General features: G+C 75.2%; 19 protein-coding genes. 11 read left to right on the forward strand and 8 right to left on the reverse strand.

The genetic code is table 11. The features are described from left to right. Positions 1 to 371 precede the first annotated feature (371 nt). Complete coding sequence (locus tag E4U91_RS04695; protein WP_137305438.1) at positions 372 to 1730, reverse strand: extracellular catalytic domain type 1 short-chain-length polyhydroxyalkanoate depolymerase; 1359 nt, start codon at positions 1728 to 1730, stop codon at positions 372 to 374. A gap of 305 nt (positions 1731 to 2035) precedes the next feature. Between E4U91_RS04695 and E4U91_RS04700 the strand changes: the two genes are divergently transcribed. Then, a complete protein-coding gene (locus tag E4U91_RS04700) occupies positions 2036 to 3028 on the forward strand; it encodes a pectate lyase family protein (protein ID WP_137305440.1) in 993 nt (330 codons plus the stop codon). A 40-nt stretch (positions 3029 to 3068) separates the two neighbouring features. After that, positions 3069 to 3869, forward strand: a complete 801-nt coding sequence (locus E4U91_RS04705; protein ID WP_137305442.1) for a pectate lyase — start codon at positions 3069 to 3071, stop codon at positions 3867 to 3869. Between the two features lie 100 nt (positions 3870 to 3969). Here E4U91_RS04705 and E4U91_RS04710 read toward each other — a convergent pair whose 3' ends face one another. Then, positions 3970 to 4746, reverse strand: coding sequence for a PaaX family transcriptional regulator C-terminal domain-containing protein (locus E4U91_RS04710; RefSeq protein ID WP_137305444.1), 777 nt, complete (start codon positions 4744 to 4746; stop codon positions 3970 to 3972). A 73-nt stretch (positions 4747 to 4819) separates the two neighbouring features. On the opposite strand from E4U91_RS04710, the gene E4U91_RS04715 reads away from it, so the two are divergent. Next, the gene (locus tag E4U91_RS04715) at positions 4820 to 6478 is read left to right on the forward strand and encodes an acyl-CoA dehydrogenase family protein (RefSeq protein WP_137305446.1); all 1659 of its coding nucleotides are present in this window, start codon (positions 4820 to 4822) and stop codon (positions 6476 to 6478) included. 133 nt (positions 6479 to 6611) lie between these two features. Further along, positions 6612 to 8648: a HEAT repeat domain-containing protein gene (locus tag E4U91_RS04720; protein ID WP_137305448.1), complete on the forward strand. Its 2037-nt coding sequence runs from the start codon at positions 6612 to 6614 to the stop codon at positions 8646 to 8648. A gap of 19 nt (positions 8649 to 8667) precedes the next feature. Here E4U91_RS04720 and E4U91_RS04725 read toward each other — a convergent pair whose 3' ends face one another. Further along, positions 8668 to 9252: an Rv1733c family protein gene (locus E4U91_RS04725; RefSeq protein ID WP_137305450.1), complete on the reverse strand. Its 585-nt coding sequence runs from the start codon at positions 9250 to 9252 to the stop codon at positions 8668 to 8670. A gap of 17 nt (positions 9253 to 9269) precedes the next feature. Continuing rightward, entirely contained in the window at positions 9270 to 9410 is a 141-nt protein-coding gene (locus E4U91_RS38025; RefSeq protein ID WP_168218067.1) for a hypothetical protein, read from the reverse strand. A gap of 123 nt (positions 9411 to 9533) precedes the next feature. On the opposite strand from E4U91_RS38025, the gene E4U91_RS04730 reads away from it, so the two are divergent. The 4 genes from E4U91_RS04730 (at position 9534) to E4U91_RS04745 (ending at position 13599) form a co-directional block, all read left to right on the forward strand. Further along, complete coding sequence (locus E4U91_RS04730) at positions 9534 to 10619, forward strand: WD40/YVTN/BNR-like repeat-containing protein (RefSeq protein ID WP_137305452.1); 1086 nt, start codon at positions 9534 to 9536, stop codon at positions 10617 to 10619. Positions 10620 to 10775: 156 nt separating this feature from the next. Continuing rightward, the gene (locus tag E4U91_RS04735; protein ID WP_067227687.1) at positions 10776 to 11453 is read left to right on the forward strand and encodes a uracil-DNA glycosylase; all 678 of its coding nucleotides are present in this window, start codon (positions 10776 to 10778) and stop codon (positions 11451 to 11453) included. After that, entirely contained in the window at positions 11450 to 12583 is a 1134-nt protein-coding gene (locus E4U91_RS04740; protein ID WP_137305454.1) for an N-acetylglucosamine kinase, read from the forward strand. The genes E4U91_RS04735 and E4U91_RS04740 overlap by 4 nt, the downstream gene beginning before the upstream one ends. Positions 12584 to 12678: 95 nt before the next feature. Beyond that, entirely contained in the window at positions 12679 to 13599 is a 921-nt protein-coding gene (locus E4U91_RS04745; protein WP_137305456.1) for a sirohydrochlorin chelatase, read from the forward strand. 113 nt (positions 13600 to 13712) lie between these two features. Here E4U91_RS04745 and E4U91_RS04750 read toward each other — a convergent pair whose 3' ends face one another. Next, on the reverse strand, positions 13713 to 14774 hold the full coding sequence (locus tag E4U91_RS04750) for a lactonase family protein (RefSeq protein WP_137305458.1): 1062 nt from the start codon (positions 14772 to 14774) through the stop codon (positions 13713 to 13715). Between the two features lie 181 nt (positions 14775 to 14955). Next, positions 14956 to 16476, reverse strand: a complete 1521-nt coding sequence (locus E4U91_RS04755; protein WP_137305460.1) for an FUSC family protein — start codon at positions 16474 to 16476, stop codon at positions 14956 to 14958. Positions 16477 to 16769: 293 nt separating this feature from the next. Between E4U91_RS04755 and E4U91_RS04760 the strand changes: the two genes are divergently transcribed. Further along, positions 16770 to 17246: an Lrp/AsnC family transcriptional regulator gene (locus tag E4U91_RS04760; RefSeq protein ID WP_137299939.1), complete on the forward strand. Its 477-nt coding sequence runs from the start codon at positions 16770 to 16772 to the stop codon at positions 17244 to 17246. A 15-nt stretch (positions 17247 to 17261) separates the two neighbouring features. On the opposite strand, the gene E4U91_RS04765 is transcribed toward E4U91_RS04760, so the two are convergent. Beyond that, positions 17262 to 18128, reverse strand: coding sequence for a LysR family substrate-binding domain-containing protein (locus tag E4U91_RS04765; RefSeq protein ID WP_179959687.1), 867 nt, complete (start codon positions 18126 to 18128; stop codon positions 17262 to 17264). A 59-nt stretch (positions 18129 to 18187) separates the two neighbouring features. Between E4U91_RS04765 and E4U91_RS04770 the strand changes: the two genes are divergently transcribed. Continuing rightward, positions 18188 to 18577, forward strand: a complete 390-nt coding sequence (locus E4U91_RS04770) for a DUF5997 family protein (protein ID WP_137305462.1) — start codon at positions 18188 to 18190, stop codon at positions 18575 to 18577. Here the strand turns inward: E4U91_RS04770 and E4U91_RS04775 are convergent. Then, positions 18540 to 19400 carry an EamA family transporter gene (locus tag E4U91_RS04775; protein WP_174867913.1) on the reverse strand — a complete coding sequence of 287 codons (861 nt, stop codon included), beginning with the start codon at positions 19398 to 19400 and terminating at the stop codon, positions 18540 to 18542. The two genes, E4U91_RS04770 and E4U91_RS04775, sit on opposite strands and share 38 nt — an antisense overlap. Positions 19401 to 19594: 194 nt before the next feature. Between E4U91_RS04775 and E4U91_RS04780 the strand changes: the two genes are divergently transcribed. Next, positions 19595 to 20491, forward strand: coding sequence for a LysR family transcriptional regulator (locus tag E4U91_RS04780; protein WP_241678505.1), 897 nt, complete (start codon positions 19595 to 19597; stop codon positions 20489 to 20491). Positions 20492 to 20500 lie beyond the last annotated feature (9 nt).

Here is a 20500-nt window from a genome sequence, read left to right on the forward strand (position 1 = left end):
GGGAACGTTCCGCGTCCTTCCCGAGAAGTACGGCGCGCGCCGCATCTCCACCCCCTGGAGGGGGTAGATCGACTCCCCGGGCACGATGTGCCGGGCGCCGTCCTCGACGAGGCTGGGCGCATCGGACGTGAGGAGGGCGCCATGAACCGCCAGACCCGTATCCGTGTGAGCCACCGCCCCCGTCCGACGGCCCGCGAGACGGAGATCGACCGTCGGACGCCGTCGGGCCGCCTGCTGCCCTACTGACCCGATCCGCCCGGCCGCAGTGGCCGGCCACTGTCGCGCGACGGTGCCCGGGGACCTGACCCCCGGGCACCGTCGTGACGTCGGGCACCGGCACGGGTGCCGGGGCCGCCGTCGGCCCGCGCCCGTCACCCGGCCGTGCAGGCCTGGCCGTTGAGGGTGAAGGCCGCGGGCGCCGCGCTGTTGCCGGAGTGGGCCGCCTGGTAGCCGATGGTCACGCTCGTGCCCGGCGCGATGGTTCCGTCGTACGACGCGTTCGTGGCCGTGACGGCTCCGGAGGCCGGCGCGTACGTGGCACCCCATCCGTTGGTGATCGTCTGTCCCGTCGGCAGGGTGAAGGCGAGCTGCCAGCCGTTGATCGCCGCGGTACCGGTGTTGGTGATCGTGACGGAGTTGGTGAGGCCCGTGTTCCACGCGCTGACCGCCGACTTGACCACGCAGCCACCGGGTACGGGCGGCGGGGGCGTGGTGCCGGTGCCGTCCAGCCCGAAGAAGGTCAGCACCCGGGAGCCCATGCCCCGGGCGTAGACGCCGTGTCCGACGCCCTGGAGGCTGATGGCCTCGACGGGGGCGCGGTCACCGGTGCTGCCGTAGCGGGTGCGGGTCCACCCGGCGGCCGGCGCGTCGGTGGCGGCGGGGGTCCGGCTCACGCCCTGCACGTCGGTCCACTGGTCGATCTCCTCGCCGAAGTTCGGGTAGCGCAGCGTGTCGTCCTCGGTGCCGTGCCAGAGCTGCATGCGCGGCCGGGGGCCGGTGTAACCGGGGTAGGCGGCGCGGACGAGGTCGCCCCACTCGCGGGGCGTGCGGTTGATCGTGCCGCCGGAGCAGGCGCTGTTCCACTCGGAGCCGTCGGTGGTGGCGAAGCAGCCGAAGGGGACGCCGGCGAACGCGGCGCCCGCGGCGAACACGTCGGGATAGTCGCCGAGCAGCACGTTGGTCATCATCGCGCCGGAGGAGATGCCGGTGACGAAGACGCGGGAGGTGTCGGCGGCGTAGGTGCGGGTGACCCAGTCGACCATGGAACGGATGCCGACGGGATCGCTGCCGCCGTCGCGGCGCAGGGCCTGCGGCGAGGAGACGTCGAAGCACTTGCTGGCGCGGGTGACCGACGGGTACACCACGACGAAGCCCGACCGGTCGGCGAGCGAGGCGTATTCGGTGCCGTTGTACATGTCCGGGCCGGAGCCCGTGCACCAGTGGACGGCGACCACGACCGCCGGGTGCGCGGTGACGCTCGCCGGGACGTACACGTACATCCGCAGGTTGCTGGGGTTGGCGCCGAAGCCGGTGACCTCGGTGAGGGCGGCCGCCGGGACGGCCGCTGCGGGCCGGTCACCGGTGTGGGCGGAGGCGGCGGGTGCCGCGGCGCCGAGCACCGCCGCGCACAGCAGGAGCAGGGCGGCGAGGGCGGAACGCAGGGGGCCGCGGGGACGCGGCGGGCCGGGGCGAGCGGTGCGGGGCGGCGCGATCACGGGGATGTCGGACATGGGGGGGGTCCCTCTCGGGCGGGTGTCCGGGCTGACTTCGCCTCGCATGGTGGCATGCACACGCCGTCCGTGGAAGCGCTCCCACGCCCCTGGCCGGAAAGCCCTCTCTTCCCACCTGGGACGACGGAAAGCGGGGCGCGCGAGGCGTTGACTAGAAAGCGCTTGCCCCCTACGGTCCGTTCAGCGATGTGACCGAGCCGCTCCGCCAGACCCCAGAAAGGTCGCATCCCACGGGAACGCTGTTCATCAGCACGACTATCGTTCACGTACATGACCCCACAGGCTTCTCGAAGGGACGCACCCCCATGCGCACTCGCCCCCCACGCACCCAGGCGCACCGTTCCGCACGCAAGGCGACGACCGGCCTGACCGCCGTCGCGGCGGCGCTCGCGGCGGCCGTCGCGGTCGCCCTGCCCCAGCCGGCCGCCGCGGCCGACTCGGCACCCGTCGGGTTCGGCGCGGGAACGACCGGCGGCGGCAGCGCCTCCGCGGTGACCGTCTCGACGCTGGACGCCTTCAAGACCGCCGTGTCCGGCGGCACCGCGAAGGTCGTGAAGGTCAACGGCCTGATCTCGCTGAGCGGTCAGGTGGACGTCGGCTCCAACACCACCGTCCTGGGCGTCGGTTCGTCGTCCGGGTTCACCGGCGGCGGTCTGCGGCTGAAGAAGGTCTCCAACGTCGTCCTGCGCAACCTGAACCTCAGCAAGCCCGTCTCGACGGACGCGATCACCGTGCAGGCGTCGACGAAGGTGTGGATCGACCACAACTCCCTGTCCTCGGACCGGAGTCACGGCAAGGACTACTACGACGGCCTGGTGGACGTCACGCACGGGTCGGACTACGTCACCGTGTCCTGGAACACCTTCAAGGACCACTACAAGGGCTCGCTCGTCGGCCACAGCGACAGCAACGCGGGCGAGGACACCGGGCACCTGCGGGTGACGTACCACCACAACTGGTTCAACAACGTCAACTCCCGCATCCCCAGCCTGCGGTTCGGCACTGGTCACTTCTACGACAACTACGTCGTGGGCGCCGAGACGGCCGTGCACTCGCGGATGGGCGCGCAGATGCTCGTGGAGAACAACGTGTTCCGCTCGACGACGGTCGCGGTCACCACGAGCCGTGACAGCGACGAGGACGGCTACGCCAACCTGACCGGCAACGACCTCGGCGGAGCCGCGACCGAGATCTCCCGGGTCGGCACGTTCACGAAGGCGCCGTACGGCTACACCGCCGAGCCCGCCTCGTCGGTGGTCGCCTCGGTGACGGCCGGCGCGGGCGCAGGGAAGATCTGACCCCGTCCACCCCACTCCCCCACGCGAAAGGCAACGCCACATGAACGCAGCAGGACTCCCCCGGGGGCGCGCCCTGACCGGCGCCCTCGCCACACTCGGACTCTCGCTTGGCATGATCATGGTAAGCGGGGGCCTCACCCCGGCGAGCGCGGCCACCTGGCCGACGGCCAACGGCAGCCAGGCGGTCTCCTCGACCATCTCCGTGTCCGGCACCAAGGACTACGGCATGAAGCGCCTCTACGGCAGCGGCGACCTCGGCTCCGGCAGCCAGGACGAGGACCAGGGCCCGATCCTGGAGCTGGCCGCCGGCGCCGTGCTGAAGAACGTCATCATCGGCTCCCCCGCCGCCGACGGCATCCACTGCCTGGGCAGCTGCACGCTGCAGAACGTCTGGTGGGAGGACGTCGGCGAGGACGCGGCGACCTTCCTCGGCTCCTCCTCGTCGAACGTGTACACCGTCTCCGGCGGCGGTGCGAAGGAGGCCAGTGACAAGGTCTTCCAGTTCAACGGCGCCGGGACGCTCAACGTGTCGAACTTCGCCGTGAAGAACTTCGGCACGTTCGTCCGCTCCTGCGGCAACTGCAAGACGCAGTACAAGCGGACGATCAACCTCAACACGATCGAGGCGACCTACAAGGGCAACAAGCTCGTCGGCATCAACACCAACTACGGCGACAGCGCGACCCTGAAGGCCGTCACGATCGTCGGGGACAGCAGCAAGAAGATCGTCCCGTGCCAGAAGTACATCGGGAACAACACGGGCAAGGAGCCGACCACCAACGGCTCCGGCCCGGACGGGACCTACTGCAAGTACTCCTCGTCGGACATCACCTACAAGTAGCGCGCCCGAGCAGCCCGCTCCCACGGGAAGGAGGCCGCCGACCCGCCCGCCGCGGGCCGGCGGCCTCTCCGTGCCCCGCGCCGCGTGCCCCCGCGCCAGGTCACGGTACGCGTCCGGCCGACACGCCGCGCACCGAGTCGGTCAGCTCCCGGCGGTAGCCGTCGTACGCGGTGCGCAGCCGGGCGCCGGGCCAGTCGGCGGGCAGCAGCACGGTGGGCAGGACGGGGTCGGCGAGCAGGTGCCGCACCACGGCGGCGTAGGTGGTGAAGCGGTCGGCGGGGTCCTCGGCACGGGCGGCACGACCGAGGAGGGTCCGGGCGGTGGCGGCCCACTCCTCCAACGGCCAGAGGGAGGCGGCGAGTTCCCGGGCGGGTTCCTCGGGCCGCGCGGTGAGGCACCGTACGGCGTCCGCGAGCGCGGCGGGGAGCACCGCGGGGAGGCGGCGGTCGAGGTTGGCGGGGCGCAGCCACACGCCCTCGCGGAGTTCGGCCAGGCGCAGGTCGGTCAGCCGGGCGCGCAGGTCGGCGCGTTCGGCGGGGCCGCGGCCGGTCGCGGTGATGACGACGGTCTCCCAGTCGCCGTGCCACGCGCGCGTGCGGGGGTGCACGGCCTCGTCCTGGCGGCGCCGGCGCTCCAGCAGCCGGTCGCTCAGGCCGTGGACGCCGTCCGCGCGCCGCAGGTCGCCGGCGGCCACCATGCGGCTCAGCGCGGCCCGCAGGGTGGAACCGCCGATGCCGAAGGGCTCCATCAGGCGCACGAGGTCCTTCACGGGCAGCTCGGGCGGATCGGCGCCGAGCAGCAGGCTGAGCACCACCGACCGCGCCGACAGGGGCCGCAGACCGGCCTCGCCGGCGTCCTCCGCCACGTTCCTCCGCATGGCCAGGTACCTTACGTGCGCCGCGTCGTGTTGCAGTATTGCTGCGCCCGCAGCGAAGGTGCAACATGGCCGCATGGTCCATACACCCGCGTCGCCGCAGCCGTACTCCACCCACGCCGTCAGCAACCAGCCGCCGCCCCTCGCGCCGTACGACGCCTCGCAGGACGCCGCCCTGCTGGAGGGCCTGCGCCGGGAGGGCGCGGACTGGGCCGAGGAGGGGATCCGCCGGCTGGGCCGCCGGGCCGGGAGCGAGGAGGCGCAGGAGTGGGGCGAGCTGGCCAACCGGCACGCGCCCGTGCTGCGCACGCACGACCGGTACGGCCACCGCGTGGACGAGGTCGACTTCCACCCGAGCTGGCACGAGCTGATGCGGGTCGCGGTGGAGGAAGGCCTCGCGGGAGCGCCCTGGGCGGACGCGCGGCCCGGCGCCCACGTCGCCCGGACCGCGGGCGGCCTGGTGTGGGGGCACACGGAGGCCGGGCACGGCTGCCCCACGTCGATGACGTACGCGGCGGTCCCCGCCCTGCGCCGGCAGCCCGACCTCGCGAAGGTCTACGAGCCGCTGCTCACCTCGCGCGCGTACGACCCGGGGCTGCGCGTGCCCGCCGACAAGCGCGGACTGCTCGCCGGGATGGGGATGACGGAGAAGCAGGGCGGCTCCGACGTGCGCACCAACACCACGACGGCCACTGCGACCGCCGAGGCCGGCGTGTACACCCTGCGCGGGCACAAGTGGTTCACCTCGGCGCCGATGTGCGACGTCTTCCTGGTGCTCGCGCAGGCCCCGGAGGGACTGTCCTGCTTCCTGGTGCCGCGGGTGCTGCCGGACGGCACCCGCAACGCGTTCCGCATCCAGCGCCTGAAGGACAAGCTCGGCAACCACTCCAACGCGTCCTCCGAGCCCGAGTTCGACGGAACCGTGGCGTGGCTGGTGGGGCCCGAGGGGCAGGGCGTGAAGACGATCATCGAGATGGTCAACTGCACGCGCCTGGACTGCGTGATGTCGTCGGCGACGCTGATGCGCAAGACCCTGGTGGAGGCCGGCCACCACGTGCGGCACCGCAGCGCCTTCGGGGCGCGGCTGGTCGACCAGCCGCTGATGCGCAACGTCCTGGCCGACCTGGCGCTGGAGTCCGAGGCGGCCACGACCCTCGCGCTGCGACTGGCCGGGGCCGCCGACCGCGCGGTGCGCGGGGACGAGGGCGAGCGCGCCTTCCGGCGCCTGGCCACGGCCGTCGGCAAGTACTGGGTGACCAAGCGCGGTCCGGCCTTCACCGCGGAGGCCCTGGAATGCCTGGGCGGCAACGGCTACGTCGAGGACTCCGGCATGCCCCGCCACTACCGCGAGGCCCCCCTGCTGTCGATCTGGGAGGGCTCCGGCAACGTCAACGCCCTCGACGTCCTGCGGGCGCTGGGCCGCGACCCGGCGACGGTCGACGCCCTGTTCGCCGAACTCGCCCCCGCGCGCGGGGCGGACGCGCGCCTGGACGCCGCCGTCACCCGCCTGAAGGACACCCTGGCCACGGCGACCCCGTCCGGCGCGCGCCGCTTGGTGGAGCTCATGGCGCTGACGCTCCAGGCGTCCCTGCTGGTGCGGCACGCCCCCTCGGCAGTGGCCGACGCGTTCTGCGCCACCCGGCTGGGCGGCGACTGGGGCCACTCCTTCGGCACGCTGCCCGACGGCGCCGACGTGGACGCCATCCTGGAGAGGGCGCTGCCCGCGGCGGGCTGAGCGGCCGGGCCCCCCTGGGGGGTTTCTGTGAGTCACCACTCGATTCCGGTTCGTTGTCAGTGGCGTGGTGCAGACTCGTGATCAGCCGGTACGACCGCCGGCGCGTCCGACACTTCGTCCGGGGGAGGACAACGTGTTCACGGGGATCCACGAGGTCGACTGGGCCTCGCTGCGGCACGCGCACGGCAGCGCGGAGGACGTGCCCGGACTGCTCAGGGGGCTGACCTCCGCGGACCCCGCCGAGCGCGGCACGGCGCTCGACGAGCTGTACGGCTCGCTGCACCACCAGGGCCGGGTGTACGACGCGACCCTCGCGTGCGTGCCGTTCCTGCTCCGGCTGGCCGCCCACGAAGGGGTGCCGGAGCGGGCCGGTCTCGTGGACCTGCTGGTGAGCATCGGCGACGGGGACCGGGCCGACGGCCGTGGCGACGGTGACGGGGCCGGGGCGGTCCGCGCGGGCGCGGAGGTCTTCGTACGGCTGACCACCGACCCGGACCCGGGCGTGCGCCGGGCGGCGGCCGGTGCGGTCGTCCGTTTCCTCGACGACCCGGCGCGGGCCCTGGCGGTGGTGCGGGAGCGCCTGACGGCCGAGCGCGAGGACGGCGTCCTGATCGGCCTCATCGAGGCCCTGGGCCTCGTCGTCCGGCGTCGTCCCGCGGTGGCCGGTGAGGCGCTGGACCTGCTCGCGGCCCAGAGCGCCCCGCCCTACGGGCCCGCGCCGCGCCTCGCCGCGCTCGCCCAGCTGACCGGCTGCGCCCCCGAGCGCGTGCCCCCGGACCTGGTGGCGACGGCCCTACGGCTGCTGCGGGAGCGGTCCGCACAGCGCGCGCGGGTGTCGCACGCGCCCGTTCGGCCGGGCGGTGACTCGCTGGTGGACCGGCTGCACGGTGCGCACCCCTCGGACGAGGAGGGCGCCCGGCTGCTGCGCACGCTGCACGCGGCCCTCGACGACCGGCTGGCCGAGCGGACCGCGCTGCTGGAGGGCCAGTTGGGCTGTCCCGACCCGACCGACCGGTGCCACGCCGTGTGGATGGCGGCGGCGCTGGTCCGCGGGTGGCGCGGGGACCACACGGCCACCGTGAGGCGCGTCGGGGAGCAACTCGCCGAGGGTGAGGGCCGGTTGCGCGACGCCGCCGTCTCCGTGCTGCGCACCCTGTTCGCCCTGGCCGCTCCGGCCGCCGATCACCTGCACGCGCTCGTGGGCGCCCGTCCCGATCTGTGGGTGCAGCACTGGCGCGGTTCCGGTCCGGTGCTGGGCGCTCCCCTGGACGCGCTGGCCCGCACGGGGGACGCCCGGGCGGTGCCGGTGCTGGCGGAGGTCCTGTCGCTCCCGGAGCCGCCACGGGACGCGGGCTCGGCCGTGCTGTGCCTCGGCCGGGCGGGGGCTCCGCTGGTCCCGGCGTTACGGCACGCGCTCGGCCGGGTCCCGCTCGACCGGCCGGGCGCGGTGGAGCGTGCCGCTCCCCTGGTCCGGGCACTGGGGGCGCTGCGCGCGGCGGAGGCGGTGCCGGAGCTGGTGCGGCTGGTGGGGGGCCGGGGCGGGGGTCCGGGTGCCCGGCTGACGGAGGTCGCGCTGGAGGCGCTGGAGGGCATCGGGCCTCCCGCACGCGAGGCCGTCCCCGTCCTGCGGGCGGCGCTGGGCGGGGAACACGCGGGTGCGGCGGCGGCTGCGCTCTGGGCCGTCGAGCGGGACGCGCCGGCCGTCCTCCCCGTGCTGCGGGAGGACCTGGCGGCGGGCGACGCGCGACGCCGGACCCTGGCCGCGCGCCGGCTCGCCCGGCTGGGCCCGGCGGCCGGGGCGGCGCTGCCCGCCCTGCGCGGACGCGCGGTCGACGGGCACGGGGCGCGGGACGGGCAGCACGGACGGGACCTCCGGGACGCCGAGGAGCGTGCGGCGGCCGCGGGTGCGGTGTGCTCCATAACCGGCGGCACGGAGGAGGTCGCCCGGCCCCTGCGGGAGCTGTGGACGGCGCACCCTCCGGTCCGGCGGGCCGTCGCCGCCTGTCTGGCGGCCCTGGGCCCGGCGGCGGCACCCCTGCGGGACCTGGCCGCGACGGAACTGGCCCGGCTGCGGCGGCACACGGCCCGGACGTACGGGTACGGCAGCCACGACGTTCCCTGCGACGAGGAGCTGCTGCGGCTGTGCCGTGTAGTGGTGGAGGGGGCGTGAGCGCACGGCCCGGTCCCGGCTAGCCGGGCTGTCGTCGGCCCCACAGCGGGTCGAAACGCGCCCAGTCGGCGTCCCACTGGTCGACGCGGCGGCGCTCCAGTCGGCCGCGCAGGAGACGGCCGCCGACGAAGGGGACGGCGGCGCAGGCGCAGCCCGCGAGGACGCCGACCAGGGCGGCGCGCACCCGGGCCTGGTCCGGATCGGCGGGCTCGGTGACCAGGTGGCCGCGCGGGTCCGTCCACAGCGTGACCGTGCTGTAGGCCGGACTGCCGGGGTCCACGCGGACCTGGCCCGTGTGGGACGAGCCGTCCGGCGCGGTCCAGCGGACTTTCGCCCACACCCGGTCACCGGCGGCGCCGGGCTGGGCGGACGCCTTGCCGGGGGCCTGTTCGGTCAGCAGCCCCTGGAGCGGCCGCCAGGTGGCGCGTTCCCGGGCCAGCTCGTGTTCCACGGCACCGGCGGACGCCCAGCCGGTGAAGACGCCGACGAGGAGCGTGATCGCCCAGGCGCCGAGCAGCACCCAGGCCTCCAGCGTGTCGGCACGGCGCTTGAGCGGGTTGCGCCGCCAGCGCCACAGCCACACCTTCTGACCACGGAACGCCATCGAAGGCTTCCTCCTCGTCAGCGCGCGAACATCCCGGACCTGCTGTCGTCCTTCCATACGGCGGCGGCCGCCCGGATGCTCAGGACGACTCCCTCGTCCCGACGGTCGCACGGGTCCCCCACCTCGCGCACGCCGACGGCCGAAGACGGCCGGTCCACCGCTCACGGTCCTCTGCCCTCGCCGTCGTGACCTGCGGCGACGCCCTTCCGGGGGGTGACTGTCAGTGGCTGGGTGCAGACTGGCCGGTGGCTGGGACGAAGACGTCGCGGAGGTGGTCGCAGATGACCGAGGTACTGCTCGCCGTGGGCACGCGCAAGGGCCTGTTCCTGGGGCGCAGGCGCGGGGACGCGTGGGAGTTCGACGACGCGCCCGCCTTCAACGCACAGGCGATCTACTCGGTCGCCATCGACACCCGGGGCGGCCAACCGCGGCTGCTGGCCGGCGGGGACAGCGCGCACTGGGGCCCGTCGGTGTTCCACTCCGACGACCTCGGCCGCACCTGGACCGAGCCGTCGAAGCCGGCCGTGAAGTTTCCCCAGGACACCGGGGCCTCGCTGGAGCGGGTGTGGCAGCTGCACCCGGCGGCGGCCGAGCCGGACGTGGTCTACGCGGGGACCGAGCCCGCCGCGCTGTACCGCTCGGAGGACCGCGGGGAGAGCTTCGAGCTGGTGCGCCCGCTCTGGGAGCACCCCACCCGCTCGAAGTGGGTGCCGGGCGGCGGCGGTGAGGGCCTGCACACGGTGCTCACCGACCGGCGCGACCCGCGCGCGGTGACGGTCGCGGTGTCCACGGCGGGGGTGTTCCGCACCACGGACGGCGGGACCAGCTGGGCGCCGGCCAACTCCGGGGTGTCCGCGGTGTTCCTGCCGGATCCGAACCCGGAGTTCGGCCAGTGCGTGCACAAGGTCGCCCGGGACGCGGCCCGTCCGGACCGGCTGTACCTGCAGAACCACTGGGGCGTCTACCGCAGCGACGACGCGGGCGGGCAGTGGACCGACATCGGCGAGGGCCTGCCGTCCACCTTCGGCTTCGCGGTCGCGGCACACCCGCACCGCGGGGGCACCGCCTACGTGTTCCCGATCAACGCCGACGCCGACCGGGTGCCCGCCGGGCGCCGCTGCCGGGTCTTCCGCACGTCGGACGCGGGCAGGACGTGGGAGCCGCTGGCGGCCGGCCTGCCCCAGGGGGACCACTACGGCACCGTGCTGCGCGATGCCCTGTGCACGGACGACGCGGACCCGGCGGGCATCTACTTCGGCAACCGCAACGGCGAGGTGTACGCCTCGGCCGACGACGGCGACAGCTGGCGGCAGTTGGCGTCCCACCTGCCCGACGTCCTGTGCGTGCGGGCCGCCGTGGTGGACTGAGCGGGCAGCCACGGGAAGAGCAGACCGGAGCAACGAGACACAGCGGCAAGAGACAGCAGGGGAAACAAGGGGGGGCACGTCTGTGCGCACATGGTCCTGGCCGGGTCTTGGCCATCGGTTGATCGTCACCTCGTGTACGGCAGTAGGGTGACGCCCGTGGCACCACGACCCTTGCATGAAATCGTCGAACCGGGCTGGGCGAAGGCCCTGGAACCCGTCGCCGGACGGATCGCCGCGATGGGCGACTTCCTGCGCGCGGAGATCGCCGCGGGACGCTCCTACCTGCCGGCCGGGGCGAACGTCCTGCGGGCCTTCCAGCAGCCCTTCGACGAGGTCCGTGTCCTCATCGTCGGGCAGGACCCCTACCCCACGCCGGGGCACGCGGTCGGCCTGTCGTTCTCGGTCGCGCCGGAGGTGCGGCCGCTGCCCGGCAGCCTGATCAACATCTTCCGGGAGCTCACCGCCGACCTGGGGGTGCCCCAGCCGTCCAACGGTGACCTGACGCCGTGGACGCGGCAGGGCGTGCTGCTGCTCAACAGGGCGCTGACGACGGCGCCGCGCAGCCCGGGCGCGCACCGCGGCAAGGGCTGGGAGGAGGTCACCGAGCAGGCGATCCGCGCGCTGGCCGCGCGCGGCAAGCCGTTGGTGTCCGTCCTGTGGGGCCGCGACGCCCGTAACCTCCGCCCGCTGCTGGGCGATCTGCCCTCGGTGGAGTCCGCGCACCCGTCGCCGATGTCGGCCGACCGCGGCTTCTTCGGTTCGCGTCCGTTCAGCCGGGCCAACGACCTGTTGATCCGTCAGGGCGGACAGCCCGTGGACTGGCGCCTGCCGTGACCGGCGGCCCGCCCCGGCGGCCCGGTGTCCTCGCCGTCGACTCGGGCGGCTCGGGACTGCGCGTCGCGGTGCGGGTGGTCGAGAGCGAAGCGGGGGCGCACGGCGCCGTACCGCAGGAGGCCGGATCGCGCGGTGACGGGCTGCGGGAGGCCGGGTCGCTGGGAGGCGTGCCGCGAGACGCGGTGGCCGAGGTGGCCACGAAGGAACCGGTGCGCACCGGGCCCCGGGGCATCGACCCCGAGCACCTGATGGAGCAACTGGTTCCAGCCGTCCGGGCGTTGACGGCCGAGACGGAGGTCAGCCACCTGGCGGCGGCCGCGGTGGGCGCGGCCGGCTTCGGGACGCTGGGCGACGCCCTGCGCGCCGAGCTGCCCGGCGCGCTGGCCCGGGAGTTCGGGGTCCGCAGGGTCGCCCTCGCCGCCGACGCCGTCACCGCCTACGTCGGCGCCCTCGGGGTGCGTCCGGGGGCCGTGGTCGCCGCCGGTACGGGGCTGATCGCGCTCGGCACGGACCTCGCCCGCTGGCGCCGGGCGGACGGCTGGGGCCATCTGCTCGGCGACTGCGGCGGCGGGGCCTGGATCGGCCGGGCCGGCCTGGAGGCCGCCGTACGCGCGCACGACGGGCGGCCCAGGGGGTCGGCTGCGCTGCTGGCGTGTGCGGAGGAGGAGTTCGGGCCGGTCACCGGGCTGCCGGCGCTGCTGTACCCGCGGGCGGACCGGCCGGCGGTGCTGGCGTCGTTCGCGCCACGGGTGGCCGACTGCGCGGCGACGGACCCGGTCGCCGCGGACATCCTGCGGGCGGCGGCCGGGCACATGGCCGACTCGGCGGCGGCGGTGTGCCCGGCCGGGGACGGGGCCCGAGTGGCGCTCACCGGCGGGCTGTTCAGGACGGGCGAGGCCCTGCTCACGCCCGTGCGCGAGGAGTTGGCCCGCCGACTGCCGCACGCCCGCCCGGTGCCGGCCGAGGGGGACCCGCTGCACGGGGCGACCGCCCTCGCCACCGCGCTGGCCAGAGGCACCCTCGCACTGCCGCTCGACGCCTCCCTGTTGCACGTGGTGACGTCGGCGACGGAGCAGGTGGAAGGCACCGTCGGGGACAAGTCGTACGGAAAACACGCTGATCACTTCTGATCCGTACGTAACTCATCAGACAAAAGCGGACGGATACCGCTCACCTGCACCCTCCCCGAACAGGGGAGCCACGGAAACAAGTAACATGCGGCGCCATGAGCTCCCCCACTGGGCCCGCGTCCGGCCTGCCAGTACGAATGCCGCGCCCCCGCCAGCCCGGGCGGCACCGCCGACCCGAACCCCTGGCGGCTCCCGAGGGCGCGCCCGCGCTCGTCCTCGCGGTGCCGGGCACGCCGAGCGGGGCCACCCGCGGCCTCGCCGAGGAGGTCGTGAGCATCGCCCGCTCCGAGCTCCCCGGCCTGGACGCGCGCATCGGTTACCTGGACGGGGACGGAGCGGAGTACCCCACGCTCCAGTCCGTGCTCGCCCGGATCTCCGAGGAGCGGACGGCGCGGTACGAGCTGGCCGTGGCCGCCGGTGCGGACGTGAAGCAGCCGGACGGCCCCGTCGCGGTCGTCGTGCCGCTGCTCGCCGGGCCGGACAGTGCCCTGCTGCGCCAGGTCCGCCAGGCCGTCATGGAGAGCCGCGTGGCGGCCGACCTCACCGATGTGCTGGGCCCGCACCCGCTGCTCGCCGAGGCGCTGCACGTCCGGCTGTCCGAGGCCGGCCTGGCCCGCGCGGACCGCGCGCGCCTGTTCACCGTGGCGACGGCCGCCGACGGCATCATCCTCGCCTCCGTGGGCGGCGAGGAGGCCGTGCAGGCCGCCGGGATCACCGGCATGCTGCTCGCCGCGCGCCTCGCCGTGCCGGTGATGGCCGCCGCGCTCGACCAGGAGGGTTCCATCGCGTCCGTCGCCGAGCAGCTGCGCTCGTCCGGCTCCCAGCAGCTGGCCCTCGCGCCGTACCTGATCGGGCCGGAGATCGACGCCTCGCTGCTCGCCGCGGCGGCCGAGGAGGCGGGCTGCCCGGCGGCCGAGGCGCTCGGCCCGTACCCGGCGATCGGCAAGCTCGCGCTCGCCAAGTACACGACCGCCCTGGGCATCGCCCCGCAGCCGCAGGGCGCGCCGGTGCGCTGACCCGGTGCCGCGGCCGTACCACGCGAAGGGCCCGCTCCCTCGGGGGAGGCGGGCCCTTCGCGTGTCCGGTGCGGTCCTCGGGAGGCGAGGTGGTGTGCGGCGCGGGGCGGCGCTCAGCGCGCGGCCGGTGCGGGGCGGCCGTCGAACACCACGCACGACGCCGCCGGTACGGCGATCGAGCCGCCCCGGGCCGGCCGGCCGGTCGCCGGGTCGACGTCGAACCAGGTCACGTCGCCGGAGCGTTCGTTGGCGACGTACAGGCGGCCGTCGGACCAGGTGAGGGCGCGCGGCCAGTGACCGCCGCAGGGCACGGTGCCGGCGAGCCGCAGGGTGTCGCCCCCGTCCTCGACCGCGAACACCGACAGCACGTCCTCACCGCGCGTCGCGGTCCACAGGAACCGTCCGTCGGGCGCCACGACGATCCCCGACGGGTAGGCGTCGCCGGCCGGGACCGCCGGCAGCACCGGTACCTCGCCCAGGGGCTTCAGCGCCCCGTCGGACGGGTCCCAGCGGCAGACCGTGACGGACGGCGTGAGCTCGTTGACGACGTAGGCGTGCGTGCCGTCGGGGTGGAAGGCCAGGTGGCGCGGCCCGGAGCCGGGGCGCAGCGCGCTCTCGCGGTGCACGGCGAGGGCGCCGTCGCGCAGCGTGCACACCCGCACCGAGTCGGTGCCGAGGTCGACGCTGACCGCCCATCGCCCGCTCGGGTCGGGCTGCACCTGGTGGGCGTGCGGCCCCTGCTGGCGGGGGGTGTACGGCCCGGAGCCGGTGTGGGCGAGGACGGCGGAGGCGGCCCGGGCGAGGCTGCCGTCGGGGCGGACGGGGAGCGCGCTGACGCTTCCGGAGCCGTAGTTGGCGGTCAGGACGTGGCCGTCGTGCACGCTGAGGTGCGTGGGACCGCTCCCGCCGACCGCCACCGGGGGTCCCGTCCGCTCGGGCGTGTCACCGGCCACCCGGTACGCGGCGACCGCGCCGTCGGTGGTCTCGCTGACCGCGTACAGGGTGGCGCCGTCCAGGGAGAGGGCCAGGTAGGAGGGGTCGGGCACGCCGTTCACGCTGCTGAGCGGCGACAGGGCGCCGCTTCGTGGGTCGACGGCCGCCGTCACGATCCCGGGGCCGCCGGCCGCCGTGAACGATCCGATGAACGCCCGCCCTCGCCTGCCGCCGTCCGCCACCGCTGTCCCCTCTCGCCCTGTCGGGTAGCCGCTGTTCCGAGTGACGGTAGCAGTCGATCACCTGAGGTCTAGACCAAGAATGGCCACTTCGGGTGAGTCGTGCACGTGGCGGCGCGCGGCCGGAAGGGCTGGGTCCTCCCGGCCGCCGGCCCTGCACTCCCCCTGCGCCCGCCCCGCCTTCTCAGGCGTCGACCAGCGAGGATCCCGCGGGCGCGCGCAGCGGGTGGGCCAGGTCGGCGAGGGCGCGCTCCAGGCCGTGCAGGTGGGCGAGGGGGCCGTGCGCAGGCGACGGCTCGGGCGCCGTCCGGGGCGCCGGGACCGGCGCGGCGAGCGGCTCGGCCGTCGCTCCCCCGTCCGTGAGCGCCTCCACCGCGGCCTCGACCCGCCGGCAGGCCGCCGCGAGGCGGGCGTCGTGGGAGGCCTCCGGGTCGGTCGCCACGGCGACCAGCCCGCGGATCTCGCGGGCGCAGGTGTCGAGCAGGTCCAGGACCCGCCGGGCGCGCGCCTTGCGGGCGAGCACCGGGTTCAGCGGGTGGACGAGCGGGGCGACGGCGAGCCGTACGCGTCCGAGGAGCTGCTCCAGCTCGGCGACCCGCCGGGCCGGGTCGGCCGTCGGGTGCCCGGCGAGCCGGGCGGCGGCCTCCGCGGTGCACGCGTGGACGCAGCGCAGGGCGCGCTGGATCCAGGCGTCGGTGATGGCGTGGGTGGTCACCGGCAGCAGGAACAGCACGGCGAGGGCCGCGCCGAGGGCGCCGACACCGGTCTCCGCGAGGCGCAGGGCCAGCAGGCCGGGGGTGAGGACGCCGAGGAGACCGTAGAGGAGCTCGGCGAGCAGGGTCACCCAGAGCATCATCCAGGTGTAGGAGACGGCGGCCGTGTAGAAGATGCCGAAGACACTGACGGCGACGAGCACGGCGGTCGGGACGGGCGTGCCCGCGATCGGCACGGCGACGACCACGCCCAGGCCGATGCCGATGACGGTGCCGAGGACGCGGCGGAAGCCGCGGACCAGGGTCTCGCCGCGCGAGGTGGTGTTGACGAAGATCCACCAGGTGGCGCCGACCGCCCAGTACCAGCGCTGCCCGGACACCAGCTGGCCCACCACCAGGGCGAACCCGGCGCCGGCGGTGGCCTGCACGGCCTGGCGGGTGGTCACCCGGGCGAGGCCGCTGCCCCCGGGCGGGGCGGGCACGGCCGCCGGGGGCGTCCGGCGCTCGTAGCACCAGGCGCCGAAGCGGACCGCCGCCGCGCTGAGCACGGACAGCGTGAGGGCCGCGTACAGCTCGGGCAGCTGCGCCGCGCTCGCGTGCAGGAACTGCGCGACGAAGAACATCATGAACGCGAAGACGCCCAGGCTGTGCCCGCGCGGGCCCCAGCGGCGGGCGTACACGCCCGCGCCCGTGACGGCGAGGAAGGTCAGGTCCCGGGCCACGGGGACGTCGTGGAGCAGGGCCGCGGCCGTGAGGACCGGCAGGCCGACGACGGGCAGCAGGACGGTGGTGACCGCCTGGCCGCGGACCGTCGCGTCGGCGACCGTGAAGAGGGCGAGCAGCGCGGCCAGTCCGCCGGTGACCGCCCCCGTCAGGGAGTGTCCGGCGAGGCCGCAGACCACGACCGCCAGCCCGATGCCGAGGACGGCCCGGGCGGCGAAGCGCAGCCGCGCCCGCCCCGGGTCCGGAGCCACGAACACCCTCTTCAACACTGCGTACCGCCCCCTGTGCGACAACTGCGGACAACTCCGGGCGCCGGTCGGTGCACCGGCATGGAAAAGGCGCCGCGGGATCCGCAGCGCCATCGACGGGTCCATGAGAGCATCCCGGACGCCATCTGCTCAAGCGACCACCGCCCCGCTGGTCCATTGGCCCACCGGGGACGCTCCACGCCGGTCCGCCGACGAGCCAACGGACCAGGGCGGACGGCTCAGCGGGGCGGCGCCGGGCTGGGCCATTGGTACAGTCGGGGGCGATCAGGTACGGAGCGAGGAGGCCGGGCGCCATGGCCGTGGACGAGTTGGACACCCGCATCCTCAGGCTGCTGCTGGAGCAACCGCGCACCAGCGTCCGGGAGTACGCGCGCGTCCTGGGCGTCGCCCGCGGCACCCTCCAGGCTCGCCTGGACCGCCTGGAGCGGGACGGCGTGATCACCGGAACGGGGCCGTCCCTCTCTCCCGCCGCGCTGGGCCACCCGGTGCTGGCGTTCGTGCACATCGAGGTCACCCAGGGGCACCTCGACGACGTGGGCGACGCGCTGGCCGGTGTGCCGGAGATCGTGGAGGCCTTCTCGATCACGGGGGGCGGGGACCTGCTCACCCGGGTCGTCGCCCGGGACAACGCCCACCTCGAGGACGTCATCCAGAAGCTGATCAGCCTGCCGGGCGTGGTCCGCACCCGGACGGAGGTCGCCCTGCGCGAACGCGTGCCGCACCGGCTGCTGCCGCTGGTGGAGGAGATCGGGCGGGCGACCGGGAAGTAGTGTCCCGGGTCCGTTCTAGGACCGGCGGCGCGGCCGTCCGCTGCCGCCGCGCCCGCCACCGCTGCCGCCGCTGCCGCCGCTCCGGCCGCGGGCCGCTCCGCCGGAGCGGGTGCCGCCGCCCGACCGCGTGCCGCTGCCGGACCGCGCACCGCCGCCGGTGGACTTCCCGCCACCGCCGCCGGAGGCCTTCCCCCCGGCTTTCCCTCCGGTTTTCCCGCCGGTCTTCCCGCCGGTCCTCGCGCCGCGCTTGTCGTCCGCCTGCTCCGGCCTCGCCCGGCCGCGCGTGCTGTTGACCGTGCGGCCGCGGACGATGCCGATGAAGTCCTCCACCAGGTCGGTGGTGGCCTCCTCGGGCCAGGACAGGGCGACGTCCGACCGGGGGGCGTCCGTGAGCGGGCGGAAGGTGAGGTCGCGGCGGTGGTGCAGGCGGGCCAGGGACTGCGGCACGATCAGGACGCCGATCCCGGCCGCGACCAGTTCGATCGCGTCGGCCGTGGTCGCCGGGCGCTCGAAGGCGGGCTCGCCGGGCAGCCGGTCCCAGCCGAGGACGTCGTCCAGGGGATGCAGGACCACCTCGTCGGCGAGGTCGTCGAGGGTCACCTCGTCCGCCGCGGTCACCAGGTGGTCCTTGGGGGCCACGACGACGGTGGTCTCGGTGTAGAGGGGGATCGCGCTGAACACCGTACGGTCGACCGGCAGGCGGACCAGGGCGGCGTCGGCGGAGCCGTCGCGCAGGAGGGCGGGCGCCTCGGCGACGGTCGTCTGCAGGAGGGTGAGGGGGGTGTCGGGGTGGCGTTCGCCCCACACGCGCACCCACTTGGCGGGCATCACTCCGGGGACGTAGGCCAGCCGGAACGTGGAGGAATCCGCCGAGTCAGTCACCCGCTCAAGGTTACCGGCTGTGGTCGGGGGCCTTTCCCGTGGCGGATAGGCTGGACGGCATGACGTCGCACCAGAGCGCCCAGACCATGAAGCCCGCGACCGCGGCGAAGAAGCTGGGCGTGTACCTCCCCGCCACCCCCGCCGAGTTCCAGCAGGGGGCCGTCTCGCGCGCCGAGCTGGACGAGCTCCAGGCGAACCCGCCCGAGTGGCTGCGCGAGCTGCGGCACAACGGACCGCACCCGCGTCCGGTGGTCGCGGCGAAGCTCGGTGTGTCCATCTCGGGCCTGGCCCGGGGCGGGGTGACGGAGGCGCTCACCACGGAGCAGATCGAGGCGCTGAAGAGCGAGATGCCGGAGTGGCTGGCCAAGGAGCGCGCCACCCAGGCGGAGGTGCGCAAGGAGGCGGCGCGCCTCAAGCAGCGCGACGCCGAGCGCGCCGAGTCCGCCTGACCGGAGGCCGCTCCGGAGCGCGCCCGGAGGGGGCCAGGATGCTGAGGGCGTTCGCGAGGACGACGGCCGCGACCGCCGCCCAGTCCAGCAGGCCGAGCCGCTGGCCCAGGCCGATCCAACCGACGAGCGCGGCGAGGACCGGGTTGACGCTCATGAACAGGCCGAACGCGGCCGCGGGCACCCGGCGCAGGGTGAACAGGTCCGCGAGGTAGGGGACGGCCGAGGACAGCACCCCGGCGGTGACCGCGCAGCCCAGGGCCGGGAGGGTCGGCGGGGTGCGGACCGCGAGGACGACGCCGACCGGCAGGAACACCAGTGCCGACACCAGCGCGGCCGCCGCCGACCCCTCGGCACCGGGCAGGCGCCGGCCGACGGTCCGGTTGAGCAGGATGTACGACGCCCAGCAGGCCGCGGCCAGCAGGCCCAGGCCCATCCCCACGTAGTCCGTCGACGGCTGCGGGCGCATCAGGGTGACCGCGCCCGCCGCGGCGGCCACCGCACAGCACGCGTCCACCCTGCGGCGCGCGGCCGCCAGGGCGAGGGTGAGGGGTCCCAGGAACTCCAGCGTCACCGCGAGACCGAGGCCGATCCGGTCGATCGCGGTGTACAGGGACAGGTTCATGGTCCCGAAGACCAGCGCGAGCAGCAGGACCGGCGTCCACTCCCGCCGGGTGAACGAGCGCAGCCGTGGCCGGCCGACGGCGAGCAGGACGAGGGCGGCGACGTACTGCCGCACCGCGACCACCCCGGCGGGCCCGAGCACGGGGAAAGCGAGCGAGCCGATCGCTGCGCCGGTCTGGTTGGACACCCCGCTGCCGATCATGGAGACCACGCCGGCCAGCCGGCCCCCGGCCGGGGTCGCCGCGGCGGCCGGCAGCGGGCCCGGCGGCGTCAGCGGCGCGGGGGCTCCGGCGGACGGGGAAGCGGCGGAGGGCGATGCGGCAGGCATACCCGGAGCGTGCACCCGTCCGTGCGTTGCGCAAAATGCATTCCTCGCTCCGTCCATACGATGAGCGTATGGACGGAGCGACGGGGCAGGTAGGGGCGCCCGGGGACGTGCGGGACGTGGAGCTGCGGCAGCTGCGGTGTCTGGTGGCGATCGTCGACGAGGGCGGGTTCACGGACGCCGCCGCCGTGCTCGGTGTCTCCCAGGCGGCCGTCTCGCGCACCCTGGCCTCCCTGGAACGGGCGCTGGGCGTACGGCTGGTGCGGCGGACCTCGCGGGTGGTGGCGCCGACCGCCACCGGGCTGCGGGTGGTGGCGCACGCGCGGCGGGTGCTCGGCGAGGTGGACGCCCTGGTGCAGGAGGTCGCCTCGGGGCACACCCGGCTGCGGATCGGCTACGCCTGGTCGGCGCTCGGTCGGCACACCGTCGCGTTCCAGCGGCAGTGGGCCGAACGGCATCCGGGGACCGAGCTGCACCTCGTGCGCGTCAACGCGAGCAGTGCCGGTCTGGCGGAGGGCGCGTGCGACCTCGCGGTGGTGCGCCGCCCGCTGGACGACCGTCGCTTCGACACCGCGATCGTGGGTCTCGAGCGACGGCTGTGCGCGCTGGCCGTCGACGATCCCCTGGCCCGGCGCCGGTCGGTGCGGCTCGCCGACCTCGGCGGCCGGACCCTGTTGATCGACCGGCGCACCGGCACGACCACGGCGGACCTGTGGCCGCCGGACGCGCGCCCGGCCGTGGAGGAGATCCACGACGTGGACGACTGGCTGACCGTGATCGCCACCGGGCGCGGCGTCGGGGTGACCGCCGAGTCGACCGCCCACCAGTACCCGCGGCCGGGCGTGGTGTACCGGCCGGTGGGGGACGCCGAGCCGGTCGCCGTACGCCTGGCCTGGTGGCGGGACGACCCGCACCCGGCGACCCAGGCCGTGATCGAGCTGCTGACCGCCCTCTACCGCGCGCCCTGACACCACGGG

Origin of the sequence: Streptomyces lasalocidi, from assembly GCF_005280215.1 — a bacterium.
Classification (GTDB): Bacteria; Actinomycetota; Actinomycetes; order Streptomycetales; family Streptomycetaceae; genus Streptomyces; species Streptomyces longwoodensis.